This window comes from Octadecabacter sp. B2R22 (assembly GCF_018861045.1).
Classification (GTDB): Bacteria; Pseudomonadota; Alphaproteobacteria; order Rhodobacterales; family Rhodobacteraceae; genus Octadecabacter.
In genome coordinates, this window is the sequence record NZ_JAHKQJ010000009.1 from 1 (window position 1) to 21462 (window position 21462).

The window sequence follows — 21462 nt, forward strand, 5'->3', positions numbered from 1 at the left end:
GCGTTGGAAGACTGGATGCGCGACAATGCGGCCAGCGACGAAATCGTCGGTGGTGAAGGTGATGATGTGATGGCCGGCGGGTTTGGTTCGGACCTGTTCGTGTTCCGCCAGGCGGATGCTGGCAGCGACGTTGTGCTTGATCTGGAAGCTTGGGATGGCATCGACATCACCGACTTCGAGTTCGGCGACCTTGCAACTGCACAAGCGGCCTTCACGCAAGACGGCACCGATGTGGTCTTTGCATCAGGCGACGTGGAAGTCGTCTTTGAAGGCACCGATCTGGCTGACTTCGATGACGGCATGCTGTTTGTTTAACGCGCTTATTTGGCAGGACACCTGCGTTTAAACGTCCGCCTAAGGGAATTGCGCCCTCGGTTCTTGACATAGGACTGAGGGTCGCGCCTCAACCTTATTTGACATAATCATCATTATAGGACTTTTTGCCGATAATAGGCCCGATTCGCCCCCTATTTCGGCACATAGCCGCCACACCGCCGCTTTTCTGAGCAGGTTGCCTAGAAATTAATTCGTAGTTAACAGGGATTTATGCCAGTCTCTGATCATGCGGTTACAAAACTGGCGCAAGGCAAGCGTGAGCTTTATACCAGAAGTTGTAATGTTATTATCCGCATGTGATGCACGGCAAGTTTGAGTGTTCTTTTGGACCAGTTTTATGAGTTTTAAATTGCCGTACTGAAAGGACTAAGTGGTATGCGACGTCGGACAATCAAGCACAAGCTTCTGAAACTGAACAAGAGATTGTCCCGCACCTTTGAGACAATGCCAAGAAGAATGAAGCTTGGCATCCTGCTGCTCGTGGATATCCTTCTTGTGCCGATTGCCTGTGCGGTGCTGATCTTTGTCGCCGAGGACAGTTTCCGTGAACAGCTGGCTTTGGTTGCTGTTTTGACAGTCGCAGGTGGCGCGGCCTCTCTCATCATGGGATTGCCGCGCATCAAATTGAAGACTTACGAACAAAACGGCATTCAGCGAACCGCTGGATATGGGGCCATTGTCGGCGTGACCGGAGTTATTGGGTCAATATTGCTATACGGCACTGTTGCTGATCCAATTTTCATTTTGAATGTGACGATGGCGATTGTGATCCTGTCGGTGGCTGCGCGGTTTATCATGCGCAATATCCTGATCGCTATCTACATGCGTGGTCATGACAGACAACGGATCCTAATCTATGGGGCCGGCCAAACTGGCGTTCAACTTGCCGCCGCGCTCGACAAAGATGACGCCATCGAACCAGTTGCGTTCATTGACGACAACCCGACCCTTCAGAAAATCCTTGTTGCTGGCCTGCCCGTTCACTCCCCCGTTCGCATTGAGCAGATCATCACGAACTTGAGGGTCGACCGCGTTATTCTGGCAATGCCAGCGCAGAGCCGTCCACGACAAGCGCGCCTGATCAAGTACCTCCAGTCGCTGAATTGCGAGGTCTCTGCCCTGCCTTCATTTGCTTCCCTCTTTGGCGCGACCCCACTTACGGACAAATTGATTCCCACAAACCCAACTGATTTCCTGAATCGCGCAGATCTGGACGAAGACTTGGCGGGCAGTTCAGAAATCTATGCCGACAGCTGCGTTATGATCACCGGTGCAGGTGGGTCGATCGGTTCGGAACTTGCACGTCAGGTCATAACCTGTCGCCCCAAATGCCTCGTTCTATTCGACGTGAGCGAGCATGCGCTCTACCAGCTTGATCGGGAACTGAACGACAACTCTGATGATGAACATTGCCCGATTATCCCGGTTTTGGGATCGGTGACAGACGCGCTCCATGTGCGTCGAACCATTGCTGAGCACGGTGTGAACACGGTCCTACATGCCGCAGCGTATAAACATGTCCCGATGGTTGAAAAGAACCGCCTCGTCGGGCTTTATAACAACGTCATTGGCACCCAGACTGTAGCAAAAGCCGCGGGTGATGCTGGTGTCGACTCCTTTATTCTTGTCTCAACAGACAAAGCCGTTCAGCCCACGAACATCATGGGCGCATCCAAACGGCTGGCAGAACTGCTGGTTCAAGATATTTCGACACGCACGCCCCAAACCCGCTTTTCAATCGTTCGATTTGGGAATGTTCTTGGCTCGTCGGGTTCCGTCATTCCGCTGTTTGACGAACAGATTGGACGCGGCGGCCCTGTGACGTTGACCCACGCCAAAGTCACGCGGTATTTCATGACCATCTCTGAGGCCGCAAGGCTGGTTCTGATGGTCGGTAGCCAGGCCCAGAAAACTGACCAACACGGCGAAATTTTTGTGTTGGACATGGGTGAGCCTGTCTCCATCCGCGCCCTCGCCTGCCAGATGATCGAAGCGGCTGGGTATACGGTGTGCGACGCTGAAAATCCCGATGGTGACATTGAAATTCAGGAATGCGGCCTACGCCCCGGCGAGAAACTGCATGAAGTCTTGACGGTTGAAGGCAAGCCAATCACGGACACCGACCACCCAAAAATCAAACGTGTCCAAGAAGACCGCCTCGCGGAAATTGAAATCGCCTCTGCACTTCGCGCCTTGAACGAAGCCTTCGTTGAAGGGGACGAAGACATCGCGGTAGACATGCTGCGCCGCTGGGTGAAGCGCCCTGCCCTCGAACATGAAAGCTCGTCGTCTGCCCTCGCGTCGTTCTAGGCCCTTACCCTTTTACGTTTCAGCAAGGCGCTAATGGTCGTCGGACGATTCACGGAACTCTATAAGCTCCAAGGCCCGTCCTAGTTCAACTGGTTGTTTATCCCAAGGACAGAGCCAAACAATCCAAAGATCGACTGCACTGCCGTGACGGGGCTTTCTGCGACATAAACCAAGTCACCTGGCTGGATGATGAACTGGTCGGCCGAGAACAAGCCGTCAGCCGTCGTCAGATCGATTGTAAAGACGGTCCGTGGGTGATCGGGTCCAGACCTGTCAGCTGTTACAGCACGCGCAGGATAACGGCGCAAAATCAAGATTCCCTTGGCATCCGCACGCGACTCCGCGACCCCACCGATGATCGTAAGGGCTTCTAGTGCCGTAACAGTGTCTTTCGTGAACGAATGCACCGCCTCAGTCCCTGACGCACCAAGCGAAAGGAAAATACGCTCATCTTCTTCGACAAAGACACGGTCGCGCGCATTCAGGGTCGTATTGAGCCGCGGTGTCCCCAACAAACGATCCGCGGAAACGCCATAAAGGGTGCCGTTGCGCTGCAATCGAACCTGCGGGTTGTTGAACGACGTCACAATCCCGCCGCCATCCGCGAGCAATTCCAAGATTGTGTAATTCGTATGGGGTAAAGTGACCTGCCCTGGGGCGCTCACACCGCTTACCAGCGTGACTTGCCGGTTTGGACCCTCAGTAAGCTCCAATTGGACCTGTGGCGACTGTAGTGCGCCCTCATATTCAGTCTCTATTCGCGCCCGAGCGCGATCAGGGCTCATACCGCTGACTTTGATGTCACCAACAAATGGCAGAAAAATCGTACCCGCCGCAGACACCGTGGTTTGTGGAAACGTTACAGACCGTTGGCCGGGGTTGGTCAAAAGGCCGTTTTCCTCTGTGCCCCAAATCGTAATGTCCAATCGATCGCCCGGCGTGACAATGCGGGTATTGGGCTGATCAGCGGCTTCGATCCAACGCAAGTGTTCGTTGTCGATATCCGGCCAATGCAAGAACGTCGCAAGATTGTCGCGTGTGATTGGTTCAACTGCAAACTCAGGAACCACCTCTTCACCATTTTCTGAATTTGGAACGGCAAGAACCTCTGACTGCAGCCCTGCCCCTCTGGGGATCAGATCGCATCCAGACAGTAAAACAGCTCCACACAGCAGTAGACGGACGTTTAACATTTGTTTCCCCCGGTTGGGCATAAATAGCGCCCTTCGTCTTTAAGACGCAACCCTAACGAGCCTGCGCGTTGTTTGGCGATGGACAGCCACCTGCTAGTCCATAGAAATGAGTCGTATCCCCTTAATCGATCGATCTTGGGCAATTGCGGCCGACAAAAGCCGCGTGTGTAGATGTGTCTCGATATAACTGGCCGAAAAACTGCTGGGCGCCGCAAGCACCAAGTGGTCCCCATCGCGATCCACATAAGCAAGCGCGCTCAACCATGCGGCATAGACCGCTGGGTCCTGTGCCTTCATCTCTGACGCGATTGCAGGCCAAATTGTGCCATCCTGTGCTGGAACAGTGTCTGTTCCAGTATGCAGCGGCACAACGTTGCTTTGAATTTCGTCTGATGGTTCGGGCGCACCCGCCATTCGGGCTGCGAAGTCAGGACCGACCGCATCCCAATGGCCAATCGTATCCCTTAATATATCCGCAAACTGAATTCTGTGTTGCGTAACGCGCCCTCGGGTCGCGGCCTTCTGGACTGAAATCCAGTTAATGCTCCGCATCAGTCCGATTTCGCGTTTTGCAGTTCGCTCGGTCACGCCCCACATCCGCGCCAGTTCTTTGACCCCGACGCTGAAGAACCCCGACTTCCAATTGAACCGCGCCGTAATGACCAGTGAAAGTCGCAGCGCCAGTCGGCCCTGCGTTCCGTTGTTCTGTGCCGCAAGTGCAAGAAGGGCCGTTAGAACATCATACTTGAGAGATGCTGATCCCGGCCCTGCAAATTTGTAATCTGCAGCTAAACCGCCCTGCCCTAACCTTGATTGTCGGTCGTTAGTGATTTCCATGCCCGCCTCGTTTGCTCAATGGTTACTGCTAACCATGCGGAGGCTGCCTTTTGTTTTCACTGAGAGACTCAGTTTAGGCGTTATTCCCGACCGCCCCCTGATTTGCGTTGGAAAAGGGCATCATGTCAAGGATTCGCTCCTTTCTCCCCCAGCCTCTTTCAAACTAACTAAAGAAAAAATGGTATCAAAGGTATAGGGGGACATGTAGGATGACACCCTATTGCCCGTAGATGTCCCCCCAAAGTATTCCAAAGCCAGTCTCGTGTCCCCCTATATCTAGTCGATACTGTCTGGGGTTCTGCCGCATCCGATTCGGTGGGCGGCTGAGGCGCTTGGCTTACCTGTGCTGACCTTATCCGCGGATAAGGTTGATTAGATTACATGAATAACATTCTCGACAAAAAGTGCAAATTGGGCGTAAATGCAGAAAAACCACGAAACAACGTCCGAGGCAAAAATGCTGAATCACCGCGATCTACAAGAAATGCAGTCGAGATCCCTGAAGATGCAGGGTTGGATTCGCCAGCAGACCTTCTCTCCGGAGAACGTTAAAACCCTCCGGCGGTTCTCCTCATGGGAGGTTTCGGAGCTCATCTTGGGGATTAATCAGTCGACCTTTCGCGGCAAGCTTGCGGCGGACCCTTCACTGCCAGCGGGTCTTGTTGAACCCGACGGGCGCCAGCGTTGGTTTACCCTTGATGAGGTGAACATCTTACGTCGTAAGATCCGCCAACGTGGGAAGCCTTTGACCCCTCCCCGTCCTGCTGGTCGCGCAATCAGAACCGCAATCGCAAATTTCAAAGGCGGCGCCGGAAAGTCGACTGTTGCGCAGCACTTTGCACACGCGGCCGCGCTTGATGGGTATCGCGTCTTGTGTGTTGATTTCGACCCTCAAGCCACGCTTAGTCACTCAATGGGTCTGACGGATGTGAGTGAGGAGAACACGGTTTGGGGGATTATGGCCCGTGACCTGATCCGCCAGACCGAAGAGCAAAATGCCATGCCGCAAGGTGCTGCAAGCGGGGCCGCCCTGCCCCAGCGTTCAATCCCTTCGTCAATCACATCTTTGGGCCTGCAAGATTTGCGCGTGTCTGATTTCATTCAGCCGACGAACTGGCCGACGATCGATCTGATCCCGTCCTGTGCGAACGCGGCCTTTGTGGAATTCGCCTCTGCGCAATATCGACACTTGAATCCTGAATGGTCCTTCTTTGCGGCGGTGTCGCGGTTCCTTGATCAGTTGCCGGACGATCAATGGGACCTGATTTTCTTCGATTGCCCGCCGGCGATTGGGTATCAATCCATGAACGCCGTCTTTGCGGCTGACGTTCTTTATATTCCATCAGGCCCTGGGTACTGGGAGTACGACAGCACGACATCATTTATCGGTCAGCTGGCCGAGGCGCTGGAAGATTTGTCGCAAGGGTTTGGGGATACCTTATCCGCGGATAAGGTTAGGTTGCCGAAAGAATTCTACGATGTCCGCTTTTTGCTTACGCGGTTTGAATCCGGCAATGATTTGCACCGTGCGATGCGGGAAGCATTTGGTAAGGTTTTCGGTGAAAAACTTGCAGAGCACCCCGTAGAAATGACGCGCGCTGTTGAGCAATCCGGTCGGTTCCTGAGTTCCATTTACGAAATGGATTATCGGGACATGACTCGGGAAACTTGGCGGCGCGCCCGCGCTAGTTTTGATCGCGCCTATGGGGAGTTCAGAGAAGTGATCCTTCCGCATTGGGAGGCAATGTCCGAAGAAACCTTATCCGCGGATAAGGTCGAACGTGAGGGAGAGAACACATGAGCCGGAAACGTCGTGTATTTGATATCGACCTGCCAGATGATGCAGACGTCGATCCGCAGAGCCCAAAAGAAAACCCGACGCGACGCGGGCCAATGGCCAGCGCAATCTCCGAGAATGCGGATGCGTTGCGTGCGCGCAAACAGGCGGCTGATGCGATCCGCGACGAGAATGATGCCTTGGCCCATGAGTTCGTCGCCAAACGGGAGGCGGGAGGCGTTGTCCTTGATGTGCCTTTGGAAGACGTCCATACCTTCATGCTCGTACGTGACCGGATGCCAGGCGATGATCTGGAACTTGAAAGCCTTGTTACCTCGATCAGGGAGTTGGGTCTTTCCAATCCGATCCGGCTCCTGAAGCGCCCTGACGGGACAGGATATGAGTTGGTGCAGGGGTACCGACGTCTCAGCGCATATAAAGCGCTGCTCGAAGAAACGGGCGATAATCAGTGGGGCGCTGTTCCTGCTCTTGTTCTGTCGGGGGGCGATGACATCGGTGGTCTGTATCGCCGGATGGTCGATGAGAACGTCATCCGTAAGGATCTGTCGTTTGCAGAAATGGCCCGGGCGGCCCAGACCTATGCGGCTGATCCCGCGACGGAAGCGGGGGATCTGGGGGCGGCCGTGGCTGCACTGTTCCAATCTGCGCCTTATTCCAAGCGCAGCTACATTCGCTCCTTTGCGTTTCTTCTGGACCAAATCGGAGAGGCTCTTGCGTACCCGACGGAAATCCCGCGGGCTTTGGGGGTTACGGTGGCACGTGCATTAAAGGACCGCCCCGAGATCAAGGCGCGCATCAGAGATGACCTGAAAGACTGGGATATGCGCGGCGTTCTGGATGAGCTGGACGTCCTGCGCCGCCATTCGGGGCAAGAGGCGATCGACGTTGGCGGTGACCCCGATGAGGTCGCTGCGGTGGCCAAATCCAAACGGGGGGCAGCTGATCCATCCAAGACAAAGACGACGTTCGATATCCGCACCAGCGCGGGTCGGGTGAAGTGTACGGCGGGTGTTGGGCGGCTGGAAATCAAGGTGGATCGAGACTTTTCGACGATTGACCGTGCGCAACTTGAGCGAGCGATTGCCGGTCTTGTGGATGGGTTAGGGTAGGGACCTTATCCGCGGATAAGGTTGGCGAGTGGGTGTTAGGTTGATTTTCTGAGAGGGCGAAAATTTTTATGTTTTATATCAAAGGCTTATACTTATTTTGCATTGCTAGGTGTCCTGAGAGTGGCTTATTTTCTTGGGGCGTGGACTAGCGGAAAACACCTGTCTCTTGTTGGTTCGATGTATTATCAGAAACCGCAGCAAGAGGGCCGCTAGGGTAAGATTGAAGGGAAGTGGATGTTTGTACGTCGGATTTATAGCGTCTTTGAGCGATACGCCGACATCCACGTGGCGATTGATGTGCCTATCGATCGGGAGCGCCCGAGCGGATCGGCGGCTAACGTCACGATCAATTCAGTCTCTATCGCGGCGAATAGACTCTGTTTTTCGGCTGTTGGACCATTTGAAAGCGCTGAGCTTAGCTTGAATAAGGCGGCGGTTCCTGTGCTGGGGGTGCGCCAGACTGACGGCAGTTACATCTACGAAGGAAGTCTGCCGTTTGAATTGGGCGAAGCGAGGTTGCGCTTTGGCGCGGGGAATGAAGAGACGGTTGTTTCGCTTCCTTCCGTTCGTCCCGCCCAACTTGCCCGCGCGAGGGTTTGGCAGGGGTTCAGGTTCTGTGGGCAAATCGTGCGTTCTTTGCCACAAATCTATCGATGGAAAATCAAAGGCGACCTGCGCGAACGTGAGCTCGTGAAAGAGCGTTTCGGTCTCATAATTCGCCCGCCCGCTATGACGCTGGAGCCAGGCCTTTTTGATAAGGTTGAAGCTGCGGTAGGGACCCCACGACAGGCGACTTTGATGATGCCTGTGTTCAATGCTTTCGATTTGCTTCCCAATGCTCTTGATCGCATTGAGCGACATTCTGGTCAGGGCTGGCGTTTGGTTCTCGTGGAGGATTGTTCAACGGACCCGCGCATCATGCCGTTTCTTGAGGAATGGTGTGGGGACGCGAGGCGGGCTGACCGGGTGACATTGGTTAAGCATTCAGAGAACAAAGGGTTCGTTGGCGCGGCGAATACGGGGTTGAAACAGGCACAAACCTGGCCTGATGATCCGGTCGTTTTGGTGAATTCGGATGCGTTTGTGCCGGACGGTTGGCTTGAGCGGTTGTTGGCGCATCTGGATAGTCCCGATGTGGCATCGGTTACGCCCATGTCGAATGACGCCGAGATTTTCACGGTTCCCGTGCTGTGCGCCCGATCCACTCTAACGAGTGGTGCGGTTGATGCATTGGACGCAGTCGCTGCGACATTCGACCCTATTAAGGCCCAAATTGACGTGCCAACCGGTGTTGGGTTCTGCATGGCCATGTCGCCCAAGTACCTTCGGGATGTGCCGTTTTTCGATACGGCCTTTGGGCGTGGCTACGGAGAAGAGAACGACTGGTGTAAGAAAACAGAAGCCTTGGGCGGGCACCATGTGGCTGCCGGAAACGTGTTTGTTGAACACTATGGGGGCATGTCATTTGGATCCGCGGCCAAGCAACGGCTGTTGGAAAAAAACATCGCAAAGCTGGCGGCCAGATATCCCAAATACCAGAAAGAAGTTCACACCTTCATAGGCAACGACCCACTGGCAACGGTGCGGTTGGCGTTGGCGTTAAAGTGGGCGTCATTGCATCAGGAAGACCCTGTTCCGGTCTTTTTGGGGCACGCAGCCGGTGGCGGTGCGGATATCTATCTTGATGGTCGGATCGCGGACTGTATCGCGGCTGGTGGTGCTGCTGTGGTGGTTCGGGTCGGGCTACGCATGAGTTGGCAGATTGAGCTTCATAGCTGTCAGGGGCTGACCATAGGCACGTGCGACGACGTTGAAACGCTGTTGTCGATGGTTGGATTGTTGGCGAAACGGCGTGTGATCTATTCCTGTGGTGTCGGGGACCCCGATCCCATCAGGTTACCAGGCGTTCTATTGCAGATGGCAGCCGGCGGTCAGCATCCGATTGAGGTTTTGATGCATGACTTTTTCTCGATCAGCCCGTCGTTCACCTTAATCGGGTCTGATGGCACGTATCGGGGCGTGCCGAGGGCAGGGGGGCCACTGGAACATGACCCTGCGCATCAGTTCAATGGCAACGGTTTGGCGGATTGGCAGTCTGAATGGGGGCGGCTTTTGCGGGCGGCACAAGACGTGCAAGTCTTTTCAAGTGTGAGCAAAAACTTGTTGATCGACGCCTATCCCGAGATGGCGGATAAGATATCGGTTGTTCCGCACGGGCTGCATTCTCAACCCGGTGCGATTGAACCTGCGAAGGGCGGGCAGGGCGAACTTGTGATTGGCGTGCTCGGCAATATCGGTGAGCATAAGGGCGCGGAAGTCGTCGTTGAGTTATCCAAGGAACTGGATCAAACGGGCGCCGGCCGGATCGTGGTGATCGGGAACATTGCGCCAGGGTATCATTTGGCATCTGGGTCGACAGTACACGGCACGTATGCCGTTGGCGATTTGCCTGCATTGGTGTCGCGTTATGGAATCTCAAATTGGTTCATACCATCCATTTGGCCGGAGACGTTTTCGTTTACGACCCATGAGGCGCTGTCGACGGGCATGCCGGTATTTGCATTCGATCTTGGTGCGCAGGGTGCTGCCGTTGAGGCGGCGGTTAAGGGTGGTGCACGTGGCGGGGTTTTGTCGTTACCTCAGACGGCCAGTTTGGACCAAACGTCGGCTGCAGAGCTTTTGTCTGCACTGGCGGCTTTAGGGACTGGAGAGCCACATGAATGAGCAAGCACAAATGGTTTTACATGTTGGGGCCCCTAAATGCGGCAGCTCTGCTTTGCAGGCTGCTCTAAGCATGACGCCGGACCTGACAGGTAAAGACGGGCGGCAGTATCGTTATACGACTTGGAAAAAGGCCGCGGGCGTGGGCCGTGTTCAATACGGTAGGGGAGTCACGGTGGCAGCCAAATGGTCAGCCTTTGGATACACCAGCTGGCCGAATATTAAGAACACGGAAGTAGATGCCCCAATGTTTGCGGCGTTGAACCGCGCGCGATTGAGCGGCCTTCGCAAAGGGCATGTGCCGATTGCATCCTGTGAGGGCTGGATTGATCGTGTTGATATGTTCGCGCATCACCTGAAAAGCTGGGGAAACCCGCCAGTTGATGTCGTCGCGTATCTTCGCCCTGTGGTGGATTGGTACAACTCGGCGTTTTGGCAATGGGGCGTCTGGAACGTCAAAAGCATGGATGCTTGGATCAATCGCACGAAAACGCACTACACGTTTGGGACGAACCTTGAGGCATGGTCGGCAATCCCGAATGTCAGTGTAAGATATGCTTGGGCGCAACCGGATGTCGTTGCGCGGTTTTCTGACCATCTTGGGGTGGATTTGCCTGCTGCAGAACAAAGCAATGTGTCGTCGTCCCCAGCGTTGATCGGCGTGTTGAGACGTCATCGCCGCTTGCGGCGTTCAGGGCACGATGCGCATACCGAATTCGTTGTGCAGCGGTGGTGTCCGCAGGTCGGGGGGCGACGGCTTTGGGCAATTACGCCGCGCCATGCCGATATTTTGCGACCGATCGCGCAGACCAATCTGGAAGCGCTAAAGCGCGTGGCGTCTGATGCGGCCATGAACCAAGTGTGTGATGACGTACGCTGGCTGGACGACACACGATGGCAGGACGAAATAGATCGGGGGGTTTCTCCGATGAACGATCCGGAACAAATGGCCGCGCTGTTTCAGTCGTTGACGATCGGTCTTGAGCGCATTGCTGAGACTGGGGTGAAGGTGTCGGCTGACATGCCGGATTCTCCAAATATTTCGGCGTCCATTAAGGAGTGGGACAGCGCCATTCTGATGTTGCTTGATGCGTTGCTGAGGGCCGATAAGGACGCGCGTTTTCAAGCCGTTGGTGGATCAGCCGGCAAACTCCTTCGGAGGGTTAATGGCTTGGTTAAGAAACCCTGATCAAAGGTTCAACAGATCTCGGTGGTATCGGCGTAGCAATAGCAGTCCGAAGACCGTTAGGGTCAATGAAACGCCGATGACATATGGGATGCTAATCCAGTCGGGATCGTAGGTGCTATAGAACCCAGACCGCATTAAGCCGGTCACATGGATCAGGGGGTTATACCACAACAGCGGCTGGTATTCGGTCGGCACTATCTCGTAGGTGAAAAAGACACCAGACAGGATGAACAAGGGTGCGTTCAGTACGGCCCAGAACCTTTGGTAGACAGGGAACTGTGTGAACATAAAACAATTCACCGAACCCACGGCAAATGCGAGAGCTGCTGCGAGGGCATAGGCCTGAATGATGATTGCAAAATTCAGGTGCGTGCGCGTTTCAAACAGAAGCGGGATACCTGTGAGAACGATGTACCCGACCAATAATTTGGTCATCGTTTCCAAGGTAAAACGAGCTACGAGTGAATCGAAATAAGTAACAGTGGGGTAGGCCATAAACGGCCGTGAATAGGTTAGCGCTCCTGCGACCTTACCCTGCACTGCGTTATAAAGCAGAAAAGGCAGCATTCCGGTTGCGTAAAACATCGGGAAGCTAATCCCGAGGGCCGGGCTTCGAACGAGCGCAGAGAAGACGATGGACATGACAGTAATGGCTGCAACAGGTTCTAGGACCGCCCAAATGTAGCCACCCGGTGAGCGTCCATAAGACGTCGCCATTTCACGCATAATGAGGGCGAGGACAGCGCGAATGCTTCCGAAGCGGCGCCGTGTTTGGGTTGGCGGCAGGGGAGCACGGGAAGGGGCTGTTGGCATTCTCGGTGTCCAATGTGCTATGGTGAAACGCTTCATATGGGTATAGCGTTCCTGTCAAAAGTTAAAGTTCTTCTTGAAAGGCCCTGCGATGTCCTCAGCCTCTAATTCTGATGCAGCCGCACCTAAACCGTCTGAGACTGTTCAAGGTTCTGCTGCAAAGGCTGCCAATAGCACCGATCAAGAGGGCCCCAGCAAAGCGGACCAGCGTAAAGCCGCGCGTCAAAAGGCGGCGCGGGAAGAACGAGCGGCACAAGCAGCGAAGGCCCCACCAAAAGCGCAAGCGCAACCAAAGGCTCAGCCTAAGCCGCAGCCCAAACCGAAGGCCCAGCAGCAAGCCAAACCAAAGCCAAAACCCCAACCGAAAGCACAGCCGCCAAAGGCAGCAGTGCGACCGCCTGTACGACGGAGCTTTTTCCGGTTGCGTCATTTCATAGTGACGTTGTCATTTCTATTGTTTGTCGTGGCACCGAGTGTCGTGAGCGGGGTCTACTTGTGGACTGTCGCGTTTGATCAATATGCGTCGAGTGTTGGGTTTTCTGTACGTCGGGAAGATTCATCGTCGCCCACGGACGTGTTGGTCGGGCTTACCAATTTCTCTGGTTCGAGTTCTACGGATACGGACATTTTGTTCGAATATCTCAGAAGCCAGAAACTGGTCAGTGAATTGGAAGACGAGATCGATCTGACTGAAATCTGGTCGTTGCCAACTGACGAGGAAACGCTTTGGCGCATTCCGTCGCAGGATCCTGTGTTCGCGCTGACGCCTAACGCCTCGATTGAAGACATTATGGTGTACTGGGGGCGGATGGTTAACGTCTCATATGCTGCTGGAACAGGGCTGATTGAGGTCGAGGTGCGTGCCTTTGAAGCTGATGACGCGACGCTGATCGCGGAGCGGTTGTTTGAGAAAAGTTCTGGCATGATCAACCAGCTGAGTGCGGTCGCGCGAGAGGACAGTATTCGCTACACCGCCCGCGAGCTGGGGGAAGCAGAGGACCGGTTGCGCACCGCGCGTTCGACGTTGACGTTGTTCCGCAACGAGAACCAGATCATTGACCCGGAATTGGATCTACAAAGCCAAACGTCATTGCTGGCGAGTTTGCAGCAACAAAAAGCCGAGTCATTGATTGCATTGGATATGTTGAGCCGGATGGCGTCTGAAGCAGACCCGAGGCTTGTGCAAGAGCGCAGCCGTTTGGAAGTGATTGAAGAACGCATCATTCAAGAACGTCGCAAACTAGGGGGCGCGGGGTCGGCAGATCCGGACGATGACCTAGGAGGGTTTGCCAACCTGATTGGCGAGTACGAGACGCTTGTCGTGGACCGAGAGTTTGCGCAGGAGGCCTATATTTCAGCCAGAGCGGCCCATGACAGTGCTTTGTCCGAAGCCAGCCGCCAAAGCCGGTATTTGGCCGCCTATCTAGAACCAACGCGCGCGCAAAGTGCTGTCTATCCCGAGCGTTTGATTTTGCAGGTCGTGTTCACCTTGTTCCTGTTCCTGCTCTGGAGCCTTGTCGCGCTCGTTTATTATTCCGTCAAAGACCGACGTTAGCGGTGTCTTAGATCAATGATCCGATTTGAGAATGTCACCAAGGAATTCGCCCTGGATGGTCGGCGAAAGGTCATCATGGAAAATGCCAATCTGGTGTTTCCTGAAGGCCAGTCTGTTGCATTGTTGGGCCGCAACGGCGCGGGGAAGTCTACGATCCTGAAGATGATCGCAGGCACCATGCAACCGACGTCTGGAAGGGTGGTGACCACGGGTGCAATTTCTTGGCCGGTGGGTTTTTCGGGGTCATTTCATGGTGAATTGAGTGGCGCACAAAACTGCCGTTTTGTCGGGCGCATTTACGGCGTGGATACAGATGAGCTGATCGATTTTGTCGCTGATTTTGCGGGTCTTGGTGCTCATTTTCATTTGCCACTGCGGACGTATTCATCAGGTATGAAGTCTAGACTGGCTTTCGGTGTTTCGATGGGGGTGGCGTTTGACACCTACCTTGTGGACGAGATCACGGCCGTCGGGGACGCGGCATTCAGAAAAAGAAGTGATGAGCTGTTCAAGGCACGCATGAAAAACGCTGGCGCGGTCGTGGTGAGTCACTCAATGCAACAAATCCGGAACCTTTGTGATTCAGCGGTGGTTCTGGAAAATGGCGAGCTACGGTTCTTCGACGACGTTGAAGACGGCATTGAGTATCACGACGCAAACATGGAACGGGACAGCACCTAGCTGCGTCTTCGTCACACGCGGCCTAACGCAACAGCGAGGTACAGAAGCGCTGTCGTGATGCGGTTTTGGCGACGGATACGTGCCGCGTAGAACGCTTTTAGTCGTGCCGGACCTTTGGGAGCTGTTTCAAGGCGTCTGACGATGTCCCGATTGGCAGGGGTGAGCAGGGGGCTGACTTTGGACAGGGCCCTTAGATTTGTGGCGACCCATGCGCCATAAGTTTTCCCGAAGACTTGGGTTAGGCGTATGAGGCCCGCACGCAGACCATCGTGCGCCCCCATCGCATTCGAGGCGTGTTGCCGATAGTAAATGAGCCGCGCTGTGTCGATGTGGATCGTACCCCCGACACCACTGATCAGCTGATAGAGCCACCAATCATGATAGGGAATGCCTTCAGGGAGCCCAGCCTGACGAACAATCGAGAGCGCCTCTGTGTTCAAGACGAGACTGTGACCGCTTGCGATATTTTGGACCAGCGCGTTTTCAAAGAATGGACCGCGGGTTGGCGGGGTCGAGTGCCCGATCACATTCAGGTCGGTGTCTGTGTGATAGCTTTGATTGCTGAACAAGGCGGGTCCGGCAGTGAAGCTGAGTGTCGTAAGGGACGTTGACAGTTTGTTGGGCAGCCAAACATCATCCTGATCCGACAGTGCGGCTGGTTGATCTTGGGGGAGGTCAGGATGAACCAAAACGGACATGAAATTGGCTGCTGGGCCTTCGCCGGGACCTGCCAAAATCTTGATGGTGCGGTTGTGCCCGTTTTCCTTGGCGAAGGTCTTGAGAATCGTCATTGTGTCGTCGGATGACCCATCATCAGAGATCCACAAATCCCAATCTACGTCTGTTTGAGCCACGTATGAATCGAGTTGCTGTTGAACGTATTTAGCGCCGTTGTAGGTCGCTAAGATAATCGTCACGCGCGGTAAGTCTGCTGTGTTCGTGGGAGTGGTCATACGGGTTCCAAATCGATTGATTTAGCGGCTAACACCGGTGGTCCTCTCAATAAAGCTATTAATTTTTGTGAAATTAAATCCGAAAGGCGCAGTCCTGCCGCGTTCGCGCCGCGCGTTTGGTCACGTCGCCTCGCACACAAGAAGCCTAGGAGTGGTTTAGGTGGAGCAAGGGCGTGGCCGAGTTCGAACATGTTTCGACGCAGACGAACGGAGAGGTTTCGCACACCATCGGGCTGGCTGACGTAACGAGCTTTACGCTTGGCGAAGAGACCTATGTCTATACGGCGAGCGCGATGGGGGGCGGTGTTACAGCCCGAACAACGGGCAGCGACATGACGATTCTGGACCACGAAGACTATGACACTATCCAAGGGCTCGATGCGGGGCGTTCGCTATCTGTCACCGGATTTGATGGTGAGGCGACTTTGATCGCGGTGGGGCGTTATGGCACTGAAATCGAAACATGGGAGATCAATTCAGACGGAACGCTTGGCGGGTTAGAGACGCTCTCATTTGTTGGACACGAAGACGAGGCCATAACGGCATTCGTCGATTATTATAGCGGGGGCAGTCACTACTTTGTCTCGGCGAGCCGCCATAGTGACGGGCTGACGGTCTGGGAACGTGACGCGGGGACCTTGGTCGAAATTGGCAGCACTGACGTTTCATCGTTCCTATCCGCCGGTTCTGTTCACGCCGTCCAAATGGCAGAACCGGATGGGGTATCACATGTGTTGGCGCTGGATCACACCACGGATGATTTACTGGCATTTCGTGTTCTGGATGACGGCACTTTGGGTGTTCCGACGCGGTTGGATGATCGGGATGGCCTGTTCATATCCACCCCCACAGAATTGGACGTGGTCGAGCTGGATGGCCAAACATTTGCCATTGTGGGTGCCGCTGGCAGCAGTTCGATATCGGTGGTGGCGTTAGATGCGACAGGGCAGATGACGGTCATAAGTCAGGTGAACGACACGCGCGATACGTTTTTCGATGGTTTGGTCCATTTGGAAACCCTAGAAGTGAACGGCCGAGTTCTTATTCTGGCGGGCGGCAGCGACAACGGGCTAAGTCTGTTGTCACTGCAAGCCGACGGGCAGTTGTCCCACGTCGCGAGCCTTGACGACGAGATGCGTGAGATGGCGTTGATGGATACGGGCGGCCTAAACATGGTTTGGCGTGACGGCGGGCTGGACATTTTTGTGACGGGGGAAACGCTTGACGACACCGAAGCAGGGCGCGGGATTACGCAGCTGCGGGTTGATGACCTCGACGTTGAATTACCAACACCCCAACTGGGCGATGATGAGGGCATATTCTTTGGCACGGCCAATGCGGATCAGTTTGTCATCGAAGATTCTGGTGTTCGACAGGTTGTGAACGATTTCAACATTGACACCGACCACCTGGATTTCAGTGATTTCGATCAGTTTTTCGACCTTGATCAGCTGACATTCAAATCCAAGAAGAACGGGTTGGAGGTCAAGCTGAACGGCACCACCATTCGGCTAAACAGTGATGACGGTGACCCGATTTTGGAAGAAGATTTTCTTGCCAGTCATGAAGCCGGAATATGGCAGATCGATACGACGGCCCTGCCCACCGAAGCCCTGAATGAGACAGGAACAGAGGAGCAAGATCTTTTAGATGGCCGCGAGGGCGATGATTTCTTATTGGCGGGGGTGGTCGACAGTGCATTTGATGCGGTTTCATCGCAAATATTCCGCCTGTATCAGGCCACGTTGGACCGGACACCGGATGTCACTGGATTGAACAACTGGGCGGATCGTTTGGACAGTGGGGGGTACACACTGGTCGAGGTGACGCATGGTTTCGTGAATTCGCCTGAGTTTCAAAAGACATATGGAGATTTGGACAACGAAGGGTTTGTGAGCCTGCTTTATGAAAACGTGCTGGGTCGCGCCCCAGATGCCACAGGGTTGGCAAACTGGACTGCGCGGTTGGACGATGGCGCAAGTCGCAGTTCAGTCGTCGTGGGATTTTCTGAAAGTGCCGAGTTCAAGGGCACCACAGAAATCGAGTCTTTGAGTTTCAGCAGGGCGGGACTTCAAAGCGGGTTTTTGGACGATGTTTTCCGGCTGTATGGGGCAACGCTTGATCGTGTTCCTGATGAGGGTGGGTTTGGAAATTGGTCGTTACGTTTGGCCGAAGGGACGTCCTATCTGACCGTTGTTGACGGGTTCACCAATTCTGCAGAATTTCAAAACACCTACGGGGCGACGGACAATGGTGGCTTTGTGGAACTGCTTTACAACAACGTTCTCGACCGCGCGCCGGATGAAACTGGCCTTGAAAATTGGACGACACGACTGACCACCGGAGAGATGTCGCGGGCGCAAGTGGTGCAGGGATTTGCCCAAAGTACAGAATTCAAAGAGGCGACCCATGATGCGATGACAGATTGGGTGAAGAGTTTTGGCACCGAAGACATTCTGTCCGGAGGAGGGGGCAGCAATGTCCTGATCGGCGGCATTATGTCTGACACATTTGCGTTCGAGCAATCCACAAATGGCCACAATGTGATCATAAATTTCGAGCCTTGGGATGTTCTAAGTTTCGCCGGATCCGAATGGGATTCAGTTTCTGACATTGCGCAGTTGCTGGTTTCAGATGGGACCAACGTAATTTTTGAAGATGCAGGCTTGGTTATAGAATTCTGCAACACGACACTCGAACAGATCCTCGATTCCGAGTTTTTGTTCTGAACACCGCCAATGCGAAACATGCTTTTTGTCTGATGAGCAGGAGTTGAGATATGGAAAACGCGCCGACTGAGTTTGAACAGCTGATGTTGGAATACATCAATCGCGCCCGCATGAATCCAGACGGGGAATATGACGTCGCGATGGATGCGATTTCATCTAACCCTGATGTTGCGTCCGCGATCAGCTATTTTGGCGTCGATATGGACGTCTATGCGGCGCAGATGGCGGCGTATGATCCTGTTGCGCCTCTCGCTTGGAACGATGCTCTCGCGGCGGCGGCAGATGCCCATTCGCAGCTGTTGATTGATGTAGATGAACAGTCCCATCAGGTCGATGGTGAAGCATCATTGTCCAATCGGATCGAAGATGCCGGTTATGACAATCTGTGGACGGTAAGAGAGAACGTTTACGCGTACACCAAGGACACACTGTATGGTCATGTCGGGTTCATGGTTGATTGGGGGTACGATGCCGTCGATTTTGATGAAAACGGCACCCTCTATAGCAACTGGCAGAGCCTTGGCGACGGCATTCAGGACAGCGCGGGTCATCAAGCGTCAATCATGTCAGGGACGGTTGAAGACATTGGTATTTCCGCGTTGGAGGAAACTGATGCCAGCACCGGTGTCGGCCCGTGGGTGGTTACGCAGGATTTCGCGGCATCCTTCGGCAGTAGCGTCGTATATCTGTTAGGCGTCTTTATTGACGATGCGGATGATGACCAGTTCTACGACATGGGTGAGGGGATAGGGGATGTAACTGTTACCGTAACCGATGACGACACTGGCGATGTCTTTACAACAACGACTTGGGCGGCTGGTGGATACCAAGTGGCCGTCGACGCCGGAAGCTACACCGTTGAATTCTCGGGCGATGATTTAACTGGTGTTGCGACGTATTCGGTCGACGTCGCCGATGAAAATACGAAGCTAGACGGGTTTTTCGAAGATCTTGTGGAGACGGCTTATACGTTTGCCGATGGATTTGAGGCACAGTATTTCTCGTCCGTCTCTGAACAAGTTTTCCGCCTTTATCAGGCTGTCCTTGGGCGTGAGCCAGATAATTCGGGGCATCTGGCATGGACCGAACGTCTTGCTGTCGAAGGCCAAGAACTGTTGGACGTCATTGGTGGGTTCATGGGCTCTAGCGAGTATCAAACACAGTACGGCGGGCTTGAGAACGAAGCCTTTGTTGAGCTTCTTTATTCTAACGTACTTGGCAGGGATGCGGATGACGCCGGGCTAACGCGTTGGGTTGGAGAGCTGGAAGCCGGAACCGAGAGAGCATCGGTCATCCAAGGTTTTTCAGAGAGCACCGAGTTCAAGAGTAGCACCGCTGAAGCGGCCAGTGCGTTCACGAAAGGCAATTCGCCGTCCGAGTGGAGTGATGATGTGTTCCGGTTGTACCAAGCAACATTAGATCGAGCACCTGACGCGACTGGATTTGCGAATTGGTCCGATCGACTTGGGTCGGGGACAGATTATTTAGACGCCGCGAGCGGCTTTGTGAACTCAACGGAGTTCGCGAATACCTATCAGGATTTGTCGGATTCTGAATTCGTAACGCTTTTGTATGCCAACGTTCTTGATCGCGCGCCCGACGAAACCGGTTTGGAAAACTGGTCGCAGCGGATGGCTGACGGGATGACCGAGGTCGAGGTTGTCCAAGGGTTCGCACAGAGTGCCGAGTTTATTCGGTCGACAACCGATAGCCTGAAAGACTGGATTATCGCGCAAGGTGTCGATGATGAACTGGAAGCCGGCAAGGATGGGACGTTGCTTGCGGGTGGTTCTCTTTCGGACAGTTTCATTTTCTCCGAGACTGTAGCGGAAACGACGGTTCTTGATCTTGAGGCATGGGATTTCATCGACCTCACTGATTTTGACTTGGCGAATGTGTCAGACGCCCAAGCCTTGTTCAGTCAGCAAGGTGACGATGTTGTTTTTGATGACGACGCCAATGCGACGGTTACATTCGTGGACACAGATATCTCACTGATCACGGATGATATGATCCTGATCTAGGCAACGCGCGGTGGGTTTCTGATGTCTTAAAGGATGGTTTCTAGGTTTGGTGCAATCACGCCATCAACTCGGGGAACCCATAATATGTCGGATGTTTCGGCCAATCTAGAACTTCCATATTTGGCGCCGTCGCAGGCCCAAAAACACGTCACGCATAATGAAGCTTTGCAGATCATTGACGCAGTGGCGCAGCTGTCCGTCGAAAGCAGAACTTTGATTGAACCGACGGGCACGGTCGAGTCCGGCGCGTGTTATCTTGTGCCCGAACTGGCCAGCGGAGTGTGGCTGGGACAGGATAACAAGATCGCATTGTGGAACGGTACGGGCTGGATTTTTCTGACGGCAAAAGAAGGTTGGCGCGCGTGGGTCATCGCGGAAGCCCTTGAGGTGGTCATGACCTCCGGTGTTTGGATCACAGTCGAAGGCCAAGGCGCCATAGAGACATTGGGGGTCAACACCACAGCTGATGTTGTAAACCGTCTGTCTGTTGCTGCTGACGCAACTTTGTTGTCTCATGATGGGGGCGGGCATCAGTTGAAGGTGAACAAAGCAAGCAGTGGCGATACGGCCAGCTTACTTTATCAAAGCAATTGGTCCGGGCGGGCGGAAATGGGCCTTGCCGGTAACGATGAGTTTTCAATCAAGGTGTCTGATGATGGTTCCACATGGACCGAGGCATTGCGATTTGATGGGGCGGACGGTCTGGCCAGTGGTGCGGCGGTTACACAGGGCCCAACGGACATCACGGACGGGCGGCTAATCCGGAACGGGGACGGTTATGTCAAAAGCACTGTTATTGGCACGGTTTCGCAAACCGGCGGCGTGCCAACAGGTGCGATCGTCGAAACAGGGTCGAATGTGAATGGTGATTATGTGCGCTTTGCCGATGGCAGCCAAATTTGCACGACCACTTTGACACTCGACTACTCGGGGACGGCACGGCTTTCGGGGACATGGACGTATCCCATTTCGTTTGCAGCCGAAGCCAATACCACAGGAATTGTCGATCTGTCTGATCTCAACGTTAATGCGACGCCGGGGCCGGACGAAGTGGGGTCGGTTATGCTGGGTAACAACAGCGCAACCTCGGCTGTGTTTTGGCTGTATCGTCTGAGTGGCATGACCAGCTTTGCCAGTGCGGACACCTGCGAAGTTAGGGTCATGGCACAGGGGCGCTGGTTCTAAATACAACGATTTAGACGTCTTTAGATGGCGGG

General features: G+C 54.2%; 14 protein-coding genes and 1 pseudogene. 11 read left to right on the plus strand and 4 right to left on the minus strand.

Annotation, left to right across the window (positions count from 1 at the left end; all coding sequences use genetic code 11):
* Together KO486_RS12750 and KO486_RS12755 are read left to right on the plus strand one after the other, a co-directional pair.
* Window positions 1-315: pseudogene (locus tag KO486_RS12750) on the plus strand (iron-regulated protein frpC); the annotation flags it as partial.
* 396 nt (window positions 316-711) lie between these two features.
* Complete coding sequence (locus KO486_RS12755; protein WP_252734768.1) at window positions 712-2646, plus strand: nucleoside-diphosphate sugar epimerase/dehydratase; 1935 nt, start codon at window positions 712-714, stop codon at window positions 2644-2646.
* 80 nt (window positions 2647-2726) lie between these two features.
* Here the strand turns inward: KO486_RS12755 and KO486_RS12760 are convergent, their stop codons facing one another.
* The gene (locus tag KO486_RS12760; protein ID WP_216037671.1) at window positions 2727-3839 is read right to left on the minus strand and encodes a polysaccharide biosynthesis/export family protein; all 1113 of its coding nucleotides are present in this window, start codon (window positions 3837-3839) and stop codon (window positions 2727-2729) included.
* A gap of 93 nt (window positions 3840-3932) precedes the next feature.
* Window positions 3933-4676 (minus strand): DnaA N-terminal domain-containing protein, encoded by a 744-nt coding sequence (locus tag KO486_RS12765; RefSeq protein WP_216037672.1) that lies wholly within the window; start codon window positions 4674-4676, stop codon window positions 3933-3935.
* 457 nt (window positions 4677-5133) lie between these two features.
* On the opposite strand from KO486_RS12765, the gene KO486_RS12770 reads away from it, so the two are divergent.
* The 4 genes from KO486_RS12770 (at window position 5134) to KO486_RS12785 (ending at window position 11493) form a co-directional block, all read left to right on the plus strand.
* The gene (locus tag KO486_RS12770; RefSeq protein ID WP_216037673.1) at window positions 5134-6477 is read left to right on the plus strand and encodes an AAA family ATPase; all 1344 of its coding nucleotides are present in this window, start codon (window positions 5134-5136) and stop codon (window positions 6475-6477) included.
* Window positions 6474-7583, plus strand: a complete 1110-nt coding sequence (locus tag KO486_RS12775; protein WP_216037674.1) for a ParB/RepB/Spo0J family partition protein — start codon at window positions 6474-6476, stop codon at window positions 7581-7583. Before KO486_RS12770 ends, KO486_RS12775 begins: the two co-directional genes overlap by 4 nt.
* A 234-nt stretch (window positions 7584-7817) precedes the next feature.
* Window positions 7818-10307: a glycosyltransferase gene (locus KO486_RS12780; protein WP_216037675.1), complete on the plus strand. Its 2490-nt coding sequence runs from the start codon at window positions 7818-7820 to the stop codon at window positions 10305-10307.
* Window positions 10300-11493: a hypothetical protein gene (locus KO486_RS12785; protein WP_216037676.1), complete on the plus strand. Its 1194-nt coding sequence runs from the start codon at window positions 10300-10302 to the stop codon at window positions 11491-11493. Before KO486_RS12780 ends, KO486_RS12785 begins: the two co-directional genes overlap by 8 nt.
* Here the strand turns inward: KO486_RS12785 and KO486_RS12790 are convergent, their stop codons facing one another.
* Window positions 11494-12306: an ABC transporter permease gene (locus tag KO486_RS12790; protein ID WP_216037677.1), complete on the minus strand. Its 813-nt coding sequence runs from the start codon at window positions 12304-12306 to the stop codon at window positions 11494-11496.
* A gap of 88 nt (window positions 12307-12394) precedes the next feature.
* On the opposite strand from KO486_RS12790, the gene KO486_RS12795 reads away from it, so the two are divergent.
* Both KO486_RS12795 and KO486_RS12800 read left to right on the plus strand, forming a co-directional pair.
* Window positions 12395-13858 (plus strand): sugar transporter, encoded by a 1464-nt coding sequence (locus KO486_RS12795; protein WP_216037678.1) that lies wholly within the window; start codon window positions 12395-12397, stop codon window positions 13856-13858.
* 15 nt (window positions 13859-13873) lie between these two features.
* A complete protein-coding gene (locus KO486_RS12800) occupies window positions 13874-14539 on the plus strand; it encodes an ABC transporter ATP-binding protein (RefSeq protein ID WP_216037679.1) in 666 nt (221 codons plus the stop codon).
* Between the two features lie 11 nt (window positions 14540-14550).
* Here the strand turns inward: KO486_RS12800 and KO486_RS12805 are convergent, their stop codons facing one another.
* Window positions 14551-15492: a glycosyltransferase family 2 protein gene (locus KO486_RS12805; RefSeq protein WP_216037680.1), complete on the minus strand. Its 942-nt coding sequence runs from the start codon at window positions 15490-15492 to the stop codon at window positions 14551-14553.
* A 173-nt stretch (window positions 15493-15665) separates the two neighbouring features.
* Between KO486_RS12805 and KO486_RS16585 the strand changes: the two genes are divergently transcribed.
* From KO486_RS16585 to KO486_RS12820, 3 genes are all read left to right on the plus strand, one after another.
* Window positions 15666-18221, plus strand: coding sequence for a DUF4214 domain-containing protein (locus KO486_RS16585; protein WP_216037681.1), 2556 nt, complete (start codon window positions 15666-15668; stop codon window positions 18219-18221).
* Between the two features lie 50 nt (window positions 18222-18271).
* Window positions 18272-20245, plus strand: a complete 1974-nt coding sequence (locus KO486_RS12815; protein WP_216037682.1) for a DUF4214 domain-containing protein — start codon at window positions 18272-18274, stop codon at window positions 20243-20245.
* Between the two features lie 84 nt (window positions 20246-20329).
* Entirely contained in the window at window positions 20330-21430 is a 1101-nt protein-coding gene (locus KO486_RS12820; protein ID WP_216037683.1) for a DUF2793 domain-containing protein, read from the plus strand.
* The last annotated feature ends 32 nt before the right edge of the window (window positions 21431-21462 follow it).

Coding starts and splice junctions, on each gene's coding strand:
- KO486_RS12760 (WP_216037671.1), bottom strand. CDS start 3,839: ATGTTAAACGTCCGTCTACTGCTGTGTGGAGCTGTTTTACTGTCTGGA.
- KO486_RS12795 (WP_216037678.1), top strand. CDS start 12,395: ATGTCCTCAGCCTCTAATTCTGATGCAGCCGCACCTAAACCGTCTGAG.
- KO486_RS12775 (WP_216037674.1), top strand. CDS start 6,474: ATGAGCCGGAAACGTCGTGTATTTGATATCGACCTGCCAGATGATGCA.
- KO486_RS12765 (WP_216037672.1), bottom strand. CDS start 4,676: ATGGAAATCACTAACGACCGACAATCAAGGTTAGGGCAGGGCGGTTTA.
- KO486_RS12815 (WP_216037682.1), top strand. CDS start 18,272: ATGGAAAACGCGCCGACTGAGTTTGAACAGCTGATGTTGGAATACATC.
- KO486_RS12805 (WP_216037680.1), bottom strand. CDS start 15,492: ATGACCACTCCCACGAACACAGCAGACTTACCGCGCGTGACGATTATC.
- KO486_RS12800 (WP_216037679.1), top strand. CDS start 13,874: ATGATCCGATTTGAGAATGTCACCAAGGAATTCGCCCTGGATGGTCGG.
- KO486_RS12780 (WP_216037675.1), top strand. CDS start 7,818: ATGTTTGTACGTCGGATTTATAGCGTCTTTGAGCGATACGCCGACATC.
- KO486_RS12790 (WP_216037677.1), bottom strand. CDS start 12,306: ATGCCAACAGCCCCTTCCCGTGCTCCCCTGCCGCCAACCCAAACACGG.
- KO486_RS12755 (WP_252734768.1), top strand. CDS start 712: ATGCGACGTCGGACAATCAAGCACAAGCTTCTGAAACTGAACAAGAGA.
- KO486_RS12820 (WP_216037683.1), top strand. CDS start 20,330: ATGTCGGATGTTTCGGCCAATCTAGAACTTCCATATTTGGCGCCGTCG.
- KO486_RS12785 (WP_216037676.1), top strand. CDS start 10,300: ATGAATGAGCAAGCACAAATGGTTTTACATGTTGGGGCCCCTAAATGC.
- KO486_RS12770 (WP_216037673.1), top strand. CDS start 5,134: ATGCTGAATCACCGCGATCTACAAGAAATGCAGTCGAGATCCCTGAAG.